This window comes from Paenibacillus sp. GCM10012306 (assembly GCF_042649265.1).
GTDB lineage: Bacteria > Bacillota > Bacilli > Paenibacillales > Paenibacillaceae > Paenibacillus_AQ.
Genome location: NZ_JBHRYW010000001.1, coordinates 131,258 through 144,166 on the forward strand (window position 1 = coordinate 131,258; position 12,909 = coordinate 144,166).

Annotated in this window: 10 protein-coding genes; all 10 read left to right on the plus strand. The window is 47.6% G+C overall.

The genetic code is table 11. From position 1 onward, the window contains the following. Position 1 precedes the first annotated feature (1 nt). The 10 genes from ACFORK_RS00595 (at position 2) to ACFORK_RS00640 (ending at position 12,907) form a co-directional block, all read left to right on the plus strand. Entirely contained in the window at positions 2-610 is a 609-nt protein-coding gene (locus tag ACFORK_RS00595; RefSeq protein WP_379194548.1) for a Yip1 family protein, read from the plus strand. 17 nt (positions 611-627) lie between these two features. After that, on the plus strand, positions 628-3,180 hold the full coding sequence (locus ACFORK_RS00600; RefSeq protein ID WP_379194550.1) for a DUF5696 domain-containing protein: 2,553 nt from the start codon (positions 628-630) through the stop codon (positions 3,178-3,180). After that, positions 3,177-4,082 (plus strand): carbohydrate ABC transporter permease, encoded by a 906-nt coding sequence (locus ACFORK_RS00605; protein ID WP_379194552.1) that lies wholly within the window; start codon positions 3,177-3,179, stop codon positions 4,080-4,082. The genes ACFORK_RS00600 and ACFORK_RS00605 overlap by 4 nt, the downstream gene beginning before the upstream one ends. A gap of 18 nt (positions 4,083-4,100) precedes the next feature. Continuing rightward, positions 4,101-5,105 carry a carbohydrate ABC transporter permease gene (locus ACFORK_RS00610; protein WP_379194554.1) on the plus strand — a complete coding sequence of 335 codons (1,005 nt, stop codon included), beginning with the start codon at positions 4,101-4,103 and terminating at the stop codon, positions 5,103-5,105. A 145-nt stretch (positions 5,106-5,250) separates the two neighbouring features. Further along, positions 5,251-7,875, plus strand: coding sequence for a carbohydrate-binding protein (locus ACFORK_RS00615; protein WP_379194556.1), 2,625 nt, complete (start codon positions 5,251-5,253; stop codon positions 7,873-7,875). Between the two features lie 433 nt (positions 7,876-8,308). After that, the gene (locus ACFORK_RS00620) at positions 8,309-9,085 is read left to right on the plus strand and encodes an ABC transporter ATP-binding protein (protein ID WP_379194558.1); all 777 of its coding nucleotides are present in this window, start codon (positions 8,309-8,311) and stop codon (positions 9,083-9,085) included. Between the two features lie 2 nt (positions 9,086-9,087). Next, a complete protein-coding gene (locus ACFORK_RS00625) occupies positions 9,088-9,999 on the plus strand; it encodes an ABC transporter permease (RefSeq protein WP_379194560.1) in 912 nt (303 codons plus the stop codon). 55 nt (positions 10,000-10,054) lie between these two features. After that, entirely contained in the window at positions 10,055-11,197 is a 1,143-nt protein-coding gene (locus ACFORK_RS00630; RefSeq protein ID WP_379194562.1) for an ABC transporter substrate-binding protein, read from the plus strand. Between the two features lie 28 nt (positions 11,198-11,225). Further along, positions 11,226-12,302: an LLM class flavin-dependent oxidoreductase gene (locus tag ACFORK_RS00635; protein WP_379194564.1), complete on the plus strand. Its 1,077-nt coding sequence runs from the start codon at positions 11,226-11,228 to the stop codon at positions 12,300-12,302. Beyond that, complete coding sequence (locus ACFORK_RS00640) at positions 12,299-12,907, plus strand: cysteine hydrolase family protein (RefSeq protein ID WP_379194567.1); 609 nt, start codon at positions 12,299-12,301, stop codon at positions 12,905-12,907. Before ACFORK_RS00635 ends, ACFORK_RS00640 begins: the two co-directional genes overlap by 4 nt. Positions 12,908-12,909: the final 2 nt, after the last annotated feature.

The window sequence follows — 12,909 nt, forward strand, 5'->3', positions numbered from 1 at the left end:
GATGACCAAAACCCCGTTTTATGTACTGCTTCATCCTTTTGAAGGATTCTGGGATTTAAAGTATGAGAATAAGGGCAAACTGCGCGTTGCCCTGACCATGCTACTACTACTGACGGTGGCGACCATTCTGCTACGGCAGTACGCTGGTTTTGTTGTTAACTTTAATTATCCCTATGATCTCAATAGTATTAATGAACTGCAATATATTGTGTTGCCATTCTTTCTATGGTGCGTAGCTAACTGGTCTTTGACGACGCTCATGGATGGTGAAGGGAAATTCAGGGAAATTGTGATGGCTACTGGTTACGCGCTGCTTCCGCTGATCTTGATGAGATTCGGGAATGTGCTGATCAGTAACATCATTACTACGCGCGAATCCGCCTTCTATTACATGATAGATTCACTTTCTGTACTATGGTTTGTCTGGCTGCTGTTTATCGGCACGATGACGGTACATCAATATACAGTTCTGAAGACCATTGTCACGATGGTGCTAACCTTGGTGGTTATGGGGATTATCATGTTCCTGGGGCTGTTATTCTTCAGCTTGCTTCAGGAAATGATCGGTTTCGTGGTATCCATCTATAATGAGATTTCATACCGCATCTAGGAAGGAGGCTGGCAGACGTGAAAAACAAATGGAGAGCGGCGATTGCTGCGGCAGTTGTAATCAGTTTAGTAACTGCTGGAAGCGGGCCAATCGGGCATGCTGAAAATGTTGCTGCTGCGCCCAATTCCTTGGATGCGCCGGTAACTCAAAGTGACTCGTCTGAAGAGGTGGTTCATTCTTCCGGCGCAGCAGCTTCGGCTCTAGAGTCCATGACGCTGGCTGCCGAGAACGAAGCATTGGCACTTTACTATAGTCCCAAGACGACAGAGATTGCTGTCAGTAATAAGAAGGATGGTACAATTTGGTTCTCGAACCCGCAGGATCGGGATAAGGACGGTAAAGCGTCTGGGATGAATAAATCAATGTTATCCAGCCAATTGCTGCTGAATTTTTCGGATAAAACAGGCAAGCCGCAGCAATATAACAATTTCAATCAGAGTGTGGAGTACGAGCAATTTGAAATTGAGAAGCTGGGTGACGGCCTTAAAATCGTCTATACCATCGGCGAAAAGCTGCGCGGTGTAGAGCAGATTCCAAAGTTTATTAGTGAAGAACGTTTCCAAACACTGATCCTGGATAAGATCAAGGATGAGAAGAAGAAAAAAGATGTCCTTAGCAGATTCAACTTGGATGAGAATAGTAAGCTCTATGAGCGGCGTGATACTGCCTTAAAAGGGATGGCGCTGACCAAGACACTGCGTACGCTAGAGGAAATCGGATATGGCGAAGAAGAGATGGAGATTGACCGTAAGAACAGTGATGCGGTCAGCCAGGCTTCATTCGTGATTCCTGTGACTTATCGTCTTGCTGATGATCAGCTCGTAGTGAATGTATCCGCTGAGAATATTGAGAACAAAGGTTTCTTTCTACACTCCATTTCCGTTCTACCTTACTTTGGTGCTGCGGGTACCAAGGATCAGGGCTACATGTTCGTACCTGACGGCTCTGGTTCGCTCATTCATCTCAATAACAATAAGTTGACTGCCTATGGTTATAATGTGCCACTGTACGGAGCCGATTCCGTTAGCTTGCCGAAAAAGCAGGTGCCAGGCGGATTAACAGCTCGTTTGCCGGTGTTTGGTATGAAAAAGAATGATGCAGGTTTTGTAGCCATCGTAGAAAATGGGGACGGAATCGGACGCATTGAAGCCGATATAAGCGGACGGGCTAACTCCTACAATTATGTGTTCAGTAGTTATGAGATCACTGGTTCTGATCCGCTTGCGCTGACAGGATTCTGGATGCAGCAGTCGGTTCCCAAATTCCAGGAAAGACCTTATAACGGCGATATTACCGTTCGCTACGGTTTCTTGCAAAAAGAGGATGCAAGCTACAGTGGGATGGCTTCCTACTACCGTTCGTACTTAATCAAGAAGCATGGGCTTACGAAGCTGCAAGAGCAGGAGCAAATTCCGTTCAATGTGGAATTGATTGGTGGAATTCCAACACGGAAATTCTTCCTGGGTATTCCTTATACCTCTTATCAGCCACTGACCACGTTCAGTCAGGCGCAGGACATTCTTAATCAGCTTCAGAACGATGGTATCCACAATATTAAAGTCCGCTATACGGGATGGTTCAATGGCGGGCTAAATCATAAAATTCCATCCTCTGTATCCGTGGATAGCAAGCTGGGCGGGAAAAAAGGACTTGCGGAGCTACAGGATTTTGCCAATAGTAACGGAATCACGCTGTATCCCGATGTATCATTCATGAGAGTGCTTCAGGATAAAGGGGATTTCAAGCCTAAAAGAGATGCGTCACGTACAATGAATGGCGTAGTAGCAACGGTCCATCCTTACGATATAGCTAGTTATTTCAAGCTTACGTATTTGGAGCCGACCTATCCGCTCTCTCCTGCAAGGCTGCCTGTAGTTGTCGATAAATTTATAACTCAGTACAACAAGCTCGGGCAAAAGGGATTGTCTCTACATGATATGGGAGATGAACTGAATTCCGACTTTAATACGAAGAATGTCCTTACCAGGGAAGAGAGTAAGAAGGCAGTAGAAGAGCAGCTTGCGAAGCTGCACACTTATCCGAACATGATGGTCTCTGGTGGTAACGCATACACTCTTCCTTTTGTAGATAGTGTCGTTAATGCACCGCTGGAGAACAGCGGGTATAACCTTACCGATCAGAGCGTGCCTTTCTATGAGATGGCCCTACATGGGTACATTGATTATGCAGGGAAAGCGCTCAATCTCTCGGATGAGCAGGATACTCGTTATCATGTCCTAAAATCACTGGAGACTGGCGCTGGGCTGTACTTTACTTGGTTCTACGAGAAACCATCTCTGGTGAAGGAAACAGGGTTCGACTATCTGTATTCTGCGAGCTATCAAAATTGGATGGATGAGGCGGGACGTGCATATGCCGAAGTGAACAACGCGCTTAGCAAAGTACGGACCCAGAGCATACAGGATCATCAAATGCTAGAAACAGGTGTCTATCAAACCACCTATGAGGATGGGACAACAATAGTAGTCAACTATAATGATTATGCGGTCAACGTAGGGGGCGCTGCTGTTGAAGCAATGGGATACCTGATTGGAGGCGAGCACAATTGAAGCTACCCAGAGTCGGGCTAACGCTGCATCAGCGGCAAAAGTATAAAGGCGTATGGTTTATTCTCCCCTGGTTCGCCGGATTCCTGTTATTGTTCCTTGTGCCGCTTATTAATTCGCTGCGCTATAGCTTCAGTACACTGAAGGTGAACGATAATGGATTTTCTATGCAATCTGTAGGTTGGGCTAATTTTAAGAATGCTTTGTTTCAAGATGAGCATTATGTACGAACGTTGACTGAATCCATGATGAACATGGCCATCAACGTACCGCTCATTGTTATTTTCAGTTTGTTTGCAGCGGTACTGCTGAATCAGAAGTTCAAAGGAAGAGGTTTAGTTCGCGCCATATTCTTCTTGCCGGTTATTCTAGCCTCTGGTGTTATCGCTGCAGTTGAAAGCGGCGACTACACCCAAGGAATCATCAAAAGTGCGACTCAGACGTCAAGCGGCGAGTTTGCTCTGTTTCGTAATCTAGAGCTCGCTAAGCTGCTGCTGAACTCGGGTGTCAACTATCATATCGTTCAATATCTGGTCGAGGCGGTTAACCGGATCTATCAGATCATTACCGCCTCTGGCGTGCAGATTCTAATTTTCGTAGCAGGCTTGCAATCCATTTCTGGATCGCTTTATGAAGCCTCCAAAATCGAAGGTGCAACAGGATACGAGTCATTCTGGAAAATTACGTTTCCGATGATCAGCCCGTTGATTTTGACGAATGTGGTCTATTCTATCATTGATAACTTGCTTACAAGCCCAACAACCCAGCAAATTCGGGATACGGCCTTCAAGTCCTACCAGTTTGGACTTAGTGCAGCAATGGCGTGGATCTATTTCGTCGTGATCTCGCTCTTCTTATGGCTAGTTACGATGCTCATTTCCAGAAAAGTATTCTACTACGACTAAGTTAGGAGGGAGCCTGCTATGAAAGCTGAAAGTCTTAGAGAAAAGGCGCATGTGCTACCTTCTTCCTTGGAGCGCATGACTCATAAGAGTTTTTGGACGAATAAGGTGAAAAATTGGCTTTGGGTTTTTGTTCGAAGTGTTCTTCTTGCTGGTATATCCTTTATTATCTTGTATCCCATTCTGATTAAGGTCATGATTGCGATCAAAGACCCTGTTGATCTGTATGATGCTAGTGTAGTCTGGATTCCAAAGCACTTCACGTTAAGAAACTTTGTGTTAGTTAGCGAATCGCTGAATTATCCGAAGGTTCTGCTCAACACCTCGCTATTGTCTATCCTGGTCATGGTGTGCCAGACTTTGTCTTGTGTTCTTGCCGGTTATGGATTCTCCAGAATGAAGTTCCGGGGGAGCGGTTTGTTGTTCGGCTGCGTGATCTTTACGATTCTAGTGCCACCACAGACCATTATGATTCCAACCTATTTGACTTATAAAAACTTTGATATTCTCGGTATCATTACCTTCTTCACAGGTAAACCTCTGAATCTCATCGATACTTACTGGCCGTTCTTTATTTCCTCTATTCTAGGAATGGGGCTGAAGACAGGACTATTTGTTTACATTTTCCGTCAATTCTTTAGAGGGATTCCTAAGGATTTGGAGGAAGCAGCTTGGGTGGATGGATCGGGAACCTTCGGAACCTTTATGCGGATTATTCTGCCTAACGCGGTTCCGGCACTGGTCACAGTCATGCTATTTTCCTTCGTGTGGCAATGGAATGATTCCTTCTTCACGGGAATGATCTTGAATGAGACTGGCGTAATGTCATCCATGGTATCGAGCGCCTGGGGCCAGATTATGTTCTATCTGCGATACACGGAGACTTCTCTCGGTATGGACCCGCTGTATGCATCCATGATTCGTAATACTGCAGTATTGATGGCAATTCTGCCGCTGATTATTATGTACTTGTTTGTACAGCGCCACTTTGTAGAAAGTATGGAGCGCAGTGGTCTTGTGGGTTAATCGCTAGCTCTAATCTGAATCGGGCGCAAGAAGGTTGAATGCTTTCTTGCGCCCTTGTTTATACGACAATAGGTGGAAGGGTGGATGTAAGCTGATTAAGAACAGAAAGCTAATACTTGCCGCTCTGCTTCTTATCATTGGAGTTGTGGTTGTTTTTGTATGGCTTAGTAATCCCCGGGGGGAGGAGAAGGCTATAGATTCACCAGCGAAAGATACGGTAGTACAGGAGCAGCAAGCTGCTGCAGAATTGCCAGCGGCGAATGCGACCGAGCCACCAGCACCGACCCTATATGAATTCCAAGCTAATGATTCTCGCAACACTTTGAAAGGACCGCATACCGAAATCGCTGATTGCGCACCGTGTTCTGATGGCAAACAGGTAGGGGGTCTCTTCGAGGGCGGTTCAATACAGTTTAATAATGTAGAGGTAGAGGAATCTGGGAAATACATTGTAACCGCTTACTATGTGTCGGGAGATCCACGTACTTTTTATGTTAAGGTTAATGACAAAGATTCAGAGAAAATCGACTTTCCAGAAGTTGCGAAAGACGACTGGGAATCAGTGGGCAGCTTTGATTTTGAGATCGAGCTAAGCGGTGGCAACAATGTCCTGCTGTTCTCTGACGGTGATTGGTACTCTCCGAATTTGGATCGAATTTTGATCAAGAAGGACCCTGATAGCATTAATGTTGGACAGAATCCAGCGTTCCAGTGGGGCGATTCGGCCAATATTGGTGAGGCCAGTGCCATTTTGAATTTTGGAGATATTAAGGTGTCGCAGCATAGCTCTGGATTTACAGTGAATAGTGGTACTTACCAATTGCTTTATAATACGACAACCGGATTATCATCATACTCCTGGGATGGCAAGATGATTGCTAAGGGGGTATATAGCAGCTTCAAGCTGAATGAGGATCTGGTCTACAATAATGAGTATGATACACACATGTTGCTAACGGATCAGATTGAACAGATTCAGGATGGACACGGGAAGGGTATTAAGTTCATTGTCCGTAATGAAAAGCAAGGGCTACCAACACTTGATCAAATCTATTATGTGTACGAGAAGAGCAACTACTTTATCAAAGCTGAAGAAGTGAGCGGCAGTAGTGAGCTAAGTAGTAACGAGATGGCTCCAGTGGTGCTGGAGACATCTGGTGGGATCGATCTTGGACAGTATGGTGATAACCGCGTGCTTATCGTGCCGTTCGATAATGATGCATGGGCGCGTTATGATTCCAAGTCGATGAACACACACTTGAACACGAAGAGCAATATTAGTTCTGAAGTGACGGCGATCTTTGATAATGCCAGCCGTAACGGTCTGATCGTCGGATCGGTGACTCATGATACATGGAAGACAGGAATTCACTGGAGCGGTACAGATAATCGTCTGGATCAGCTTAAGGTATTCGGTGGCTTTACTTCCAAAAAGGTCACCTATGATAGCTTGCCACATGGTGCGATCAAAGGAAAGATACTGAAGTCGCCGCAAATTTTCGTCGGTTTCTACAGCGATTACCGTGACGGGATGGAAGCTTATGGCCGCGCGAATGCAGTAGTAGCGCCTCCACTAGCCTTTGGACCGAATATTCCGCCAGGCGTTCCGGTAGGCTGGAATAGCTGGGGAGCGCATGCAGAGCATCTGTCGTACGATAATCTGATGGCAGCGTCTAACTTTTTCCATGACCATCTCCAAAATGCTTCCTTCAATAATAATGGTGCTGTGTTTATGAATATGGATTCCTTCTGGGATAATCTGTCGGATGAGCAGCTTGATGAAGCTGTGGTGAAGATCCGCAAGAACGGACAGATTCCGGGAACATACCATACACCATTCGTATATTGGGGTAAGAATATGATTGCTGTAGTGGAAGGAACAGATGGGCAGTACACTTATGGCGATATCATCCTCAAAGATAGTGAAGGGAAGCTCGTGCCGTATGGGAATGGAATCGCCCTTGATCCCACTCATCCAGGTACGAAGATGAAGATCGATTATGATATTGCCCGCTTCAAAGCCCGTGGCTATCAGTTCATTAAGCTCGACTTCCTTACTCATGCGACAATGGAAGGGAAGTTCTATGATGAGAAGATCACGACAGGAATACAGGCTTATAACGAAGGGATGTCCTATTTGTTAAAACAGATTGGTGACAGCATGTTCATTAGTGAATCTATTGCACCGATCTTCCCGAGTCAGTACGCGCACAGTCGGAGAATCTCTTGTGATATTGATGGCTCGGCGTCCTCTACAGAATATCAGTTGAACAGTCAGACATATGGCTGGTGGCAGAATGGGACGATCTATCATTATACCGATCCAGATTATATGACCCTGCTTAAAGGTGGAGGCTACGCGGGAGCCCAGTCCCGCGTGAATGCAGCTGCCATTTCGGGGACAGTGTACTTCAGTTCGGATGATGCGACTAATAAAGATGCACAAAATCTGATGAAGAAGCTACTCACCAACCCGCGCGTGAATGCACTCGCTGTCAAAGGCAAGGCGTTCCGCAATGTGGAGGGCAATACAGGAACCGCGGCTTCGGATACATTTGTTCTGGAAGATCAGGGAGATTATTATCTGGCTGTATTTAACTACGGTAAGGAATCTACGGAGAAAATCGTTGATCTCGAGCGCGCAGGGATTCCGGTGAATAGCAGTATACTTGATCTGTGGACTAATAAGCCGGTCTTATCCCAAAATGGGAAGCTTACGCTCACCCTTAGCAAGGGACAATCCGTATTGTATAAACTGGCTCCAAAATAAAGGCTGGCTACAAGCATTGAGATTCAAGCGCTGATTGGACATTGTCCAGTCAGCGCTTTTTTTGGATATGCCAAGTAATGACCCAGGCTAAACGTCTTCGTCATTTGATATTTAATTAAAAAATCAAGTTCACGATTTCGAATCAAAGTTATGACCTTGAGTGATCTCTTTCTCTTTTGTATACGCTGCTGCATGTTTAAAGCAAGCTCTATCATTACGTCATATTAATGTTATTTAATATTACATTTAAAAGTTATATTTTAAGTGTAAATGGTATGAAAATACTATTTCCGTTCTATGATCCGATAAAATTAAATTATACGTGTCATGTATATTGACGTTATTTTGGGTTCGTGCTAAATTGTATTCAAAGTTAATCAACTCATCAAATAATTTAATTAAAAAATTAAAAAAAGAATTGGGGGAGAGGCGAATGTCAGCCATATTGGTGGAGAACTTGTCCAAAAGGTTTTCGCGCAAAGGACAGTGGACTGAGGCTTTACGTAACATCGATTTGGAGCTTGATAGCGGTACATTCGTCAGTCTGATTGGACCGAGCGGATGTGGAAAATCAACGCTGCTGCGCATCATCGGCGGACTGGAGACCGCGGATGTCGGAGGGGTAAGTATCGGCGGAATGACCCCGCTTGAGGCGCAGGCCTCGAAAGTGTTCGGCTTTGTCCCTCAGGCGCCCGCTTTGTTTCCTTGGCGCACGATTATTGAGAATATGCAGCTGCCGCAGGAAGTGAACCGCAAAGGCGGCGCAGCCTATGAGGGCAACCGCGAAGACGAGACGGAATTGCTGCGAGCTGTCGGTCTCGGCGACTTCACCAACGCATATCCGAAGGAGTTGTCGGGCGGCATGCAGCAGCGTGTGGGGATTGCGAGGGCGTTCGCAAGTGGTGCGCCGATCCTGCTCATGGATGAACCCTTCTCCGCGCTTGATGAAATCACAAGAGAGAAGATCAGTCACCAGTTGATGAGTATCTGGGAGAAACATCAAAAAACCGTTGTATTTGTTACGCATAACATCCGCGAAGCTGTATTTCTATCGGATAAAGTTGTTGTCATGTCGAGCCGTCCCGGGCGAATAACCGAGATCGTCGACATTAATCTGCCGCATCCTCGAACGAAGATGGAAGAGAATGATCCGATTTTTCATGACTATGTACATCAAATCCGTGCTTTGTTGCAGGAAAGGTGGGATTGACTATGGTGGTCGTTGATAAGCAAAACACATCGAGATTAAACGCAAAAGGAGCAGGTGTAACGATGATGGAGATTAAATTGAATGCCAATAGGAAGTCTGGAATTACGTTTGATCCGTCGTCCGCACCTTCTAACAAGTTTTCGAAAACGCGTCGGGCCTTATCATCGTCGGCACCGCCGACGGTTGCCTTCATTGGCTTCTTCCTTGTCTGGGAGGCGCTCGTTCGCCTGATCGGTCTCAATGCACTGACGCTCCCCGCACCAAGCTCAGTGCTTTCAGAATTGTTTGGACACTTCTCCTTCTACTTGCCACATGCTTGGACAACACTGTACGAGGCGATTGGAGGATTCCTCCTTGGGTCTGTGCTAGCCCTGACGGGTGGGATCATCATGGCGCACTCGCGTTTGATTGAGCGCTCGCTGCTCCCGCTCGCCGTACTTGCCAACGTGACACCGATCTCGGCGATCGCTCCACTACTCATGATTTGGTTTGGTTTCGGGGCGTTGCCCAAGGTGCTGATCGCGGCAATCGTCACTTTTTTCCCGATGCTGGTCAACTCGATTACAGGCTTCCGCTCTGTTGATGCTAACAACTATGAATATATGAAGTCGCTCCACGCGAGCAAGATGGAGATTTTCTTGAAACTACGGCTGCCGAATAGTCTACCCTATCTGTTCTCTGCCGCTCGCACCTGCGTTAGTCTGAGCGTAATGGGGGCGGTCGTTGGCGAATGGAGCGGCTCGACGGAAGGACTAGGCAATCTGGTAATGCTGTCAAGTAATAATATGCAGATGAATCAGGTATTCGCTTCGATCCTACTGCTCGCACTGATGGGGATTATACTGACCAATCTCGTCCGTTTGGTCGAACGCAGGGTGCTTTCATGGCATAGCTCTGAACAGTCCAAAGGATAACTTAGGCGTACAGCATCACGAGTAATCGATAACAATAGAGGTGGAGGTCTGGGATATGGCAAAGAATAAAGGCTTTAAAACAGTAAGTTCGGTAGGCGCACTGCTGACGCTGTTCGCGATGGTACTGGCGGGCTGCGGAGGCAATTCTGGCAATTCCAGCAGCTCCTCTTCTTCGGCAGCAGCATCGCCTACCGCAATCGTGTCGACACCTGCTTCGGCAGAATCGGACTGGGCAGCACGCAAGGCGTCCAACGAGAAGGCAGGGAAAATCAGGTATATGACGGGATTTTACTTCGGGGCATCGCCGCCTGATCTGGAAGTTGTTGTTGCGGATGAGCTCGGATACTTTAAGGATTTGGGCATCGATGTTGAGATTCAGGGTGGTCTTGATTCCGAGGGGATGAAGTTCCTTGCTGCGGATAAGATACAGATCGCTAGTGCAGGCGCCCCTAGCCTTGTCATCCAGTCGGTTGCTAGCGGTGCTGGTATTAAAGGGATTGCTACCTTTGGCGCCAAAGGGAACAACGCGCTGATGGTTATGGCTGACTCAGGCATTACGAAACCACAGGATCTGGTAGGTAAAACGATTGGGTACCACGGGGCGTTGCCGCCAAACTATGTAGCCATGTTCAAAAATGAAGGGATTGATCCAGCCTCGGTTAAAGGCGTCTCAGTCGGTTATGATCCGAGCGTGCTGAGTTCCGGCAAAATCGACGCGCTCACTGTCTACAAGTCTAACGAACCACACATTATGGAGAGCAAGGGATTCAAGGTAAATTTGATTGATCCTGGTGACTACGGTGCTAAGACGTCATTTGGCGTCATCGTAGCTAATGATGAGTTTGCCAAGGAGCATCCGGATACGGTTGCGGATTTCCTCCGTGCTGTCGCCAAAGCCCATGAATGGGCGCTTGCTAATGGTGAAAAAGCGCTCGATATGTTGAAGAAGCGTTCACAATCGGGGTACGATCTGACCTCTGAGACTAATCGGTGGGCGGTTGAAAGTCAAATTGTTAAAGATGCACAAGACTCAAAGCACGGAGTGGGATGGCAAACGGACACACAGTGGCAGAATGAGATCGACATGCTGAAGAACGCAGGCGTGCTGACGAAGACACTGGCTGTTACAGATGTCATGGACAACCAATATCTCAATTCCATCTACGACGGAGCTAATCTGATCTGGCCAAACAAATAACAAACATCAGCTGCAGGAGGATACGAATATGACAAAAGGTATTGATTATAACAATGTGGACTTCGGCGTCTTTTTACCTATCACGAATGGAGGCTGGATCATATCGGATTCTGAGCCCCGTCCAGACGGTAGTTATCTACTCAATCGCGCAGCTGCTGTGATCGCAGAGGAGACCGGATTTGATTTCATTATGTCGATGGCGAAGTGGAAGGGGTATGGCGGCACGACAAATCACTGGGGCACTTCACTTGAATCGATGACGATGATGGCGGGCCTGGCTGAGGCAACCTCTCGGGTTAAGGTGTTCGCTACGGTGCATACGCTGCTCTATCATCCGGCTGTCGCTGCCAAGATGTTCGCGACACTGGATCAAATCAGCGGCGGACGGGTCGGCATGAACGTTGTGTCGGGCTCTTATGCGGGAGAATTCAGACAGATGGGCACATGGCCGGAGCATCTGGACCATGATGCCCGCTATGACCTGGCCCGTGAATGGATGCAGGTCGTGAAGAAGCTGTGGAAGGAGGAGCGTGTCAATCATAAGGGCGAGTATTTCGAACTGATCGACTGTGAGTCTAATCCGAAGCCGTTGCAGCAGTCACCTCGTCCGCCGATCATCTGTGCAGGTCAATCTGAGAAAGGGATGGGCTTCACTATTGAGGAAGGCGATGCCTGCTTCATTGGTGGCCGTGATCTGGACGAATTGGCGGCCTTGTCGAGACGCGCCAAGGAGATGGCTGCAGAGCGGGGGAAGACAATCAAGACGTACTCGATGTTCGGAGTGCTTCCGGCAAATACACAAGAGGAAGCGGAGGCCAAGCTGAAGCATTTTCAAGATGGTGCTGATATTGAGGCGATAAAAGGGTTGCTGCGCAGCTACGGAATGGATCCGGATGGCCGCGAGAATGCAATGCAAGCACGTGCCAAGAACGTGTTCATGAATGAAATGCTCGTTGGCGACGCAGATTCACTCGCTTCGCAAGTTCGCCACATCATTGAGCATACGGGTATCGATGGTATGATGCTGACGTTCTCGGACTACACCGAAGATCTCCGCTATTTCGGGGAGCGCGTAATACCGCTGTTGCGCAAGGTGGAAGAATGAAGACAGCGCTACTGATTATCGATGTGCAGTATGACTTCTGCGCGCCGGACGGTGCGGTAGCGGCATTCGGTGCCGATCTGTCTACAATCGATGGGACGGTGGACAGGATTGAGCGACTGGTAAGTGGGGCCCGTCGCGCCGGTGTCGATGTCATCTTCATCCGGCTTGAAACGGAACCGAAATTAGACTCGCCTGCAATGCTTAGATGGTATGAGAGACAGGGCATCGATCCCATGGTAGCGGCGGCCGTATGCCGTAAGGGGGAGCCGGGGGCGGATTATTATCGCCTCTTCCCTGCACCGGGCGATACAGTTGTCTCGAAGACGCGGTATAGCGGCTTCGTCGGCACGAATCTGGAAGAGGTGCTGAAAGAGAAGGAGATCGGTATTGTGTACGCGACAGGTGTCACGACAGAATGCTGTGTAGAGTCGACCGTGCGCGACGCATTCATGCGAGATTACGACGCTTTTGTTGTTAGTGATGCGTGCACAGCCTACGAGGAAGAGCTTCATCTTTATTCGTTGCGGGCGATGGCATTGAACTTCGCTACGCTGATTGACACGGAAACGCTACTGGCAGAGTGGTCAGATATCGGGGAGGTATAAGC

What these genes read in the sequence shown, in the direction of transcription:
- ACFORK_RS00595 (WP_379194548.1), top strand. Translation starts at nt 2, where the DNA reads ATGACCAAAACCCCGTTTTATGTACTGCTTCATCCTTTTGAAGGATTC.
- ACFORK_RS00610 (WP_379194554.1), top strand. Translation starts at nt 4,101, where the DNA reads ATGAAAGCTGAAAGTCTTAGAGAAAAGGCGCATGTGCTACCTTCTTCC.
- ACFORK_RS00620 (WP_379194558.1), top strand. Translation starts at nt 8,309, where the DNA reads ATGTCAGCCATATTGGTGGAGAACTTGTCCAAAAGGTTTTCGCGCAAA.
- ACFORK_RS00625 (WP_379194560.1), top strand. Translation starts at nt 9,088, where the DNA reads ATGGTGGTCGTTGATAAGCAAAACACATCGAGATTAAACGCAAAAGGA.
- ACFORK_RS00630 (WP_379194562.1), top strand. Translation starts at nt 10,055, where the DNA reads ATGGCAAAGAATAAAGGCTTTAAAACAGTAAGTTCGGTAGGCGCACTG.
- ACFORK_RS00635 (WP_379194564.1), top strand. Translation starts at nt 11,226, where the DNA reads ATGACAAAAGGTATTGATTATAACAATGTGGACTTCGGCGTCTTTTTA.
- ACFORK_RS00640 (WP_379194567.1), top strand. Translation starts at nt 12,299, where the DNA reads ATGAAGACAGCGCTACTGATTATCGATGTGCAGTATGACTTCTGCGCG.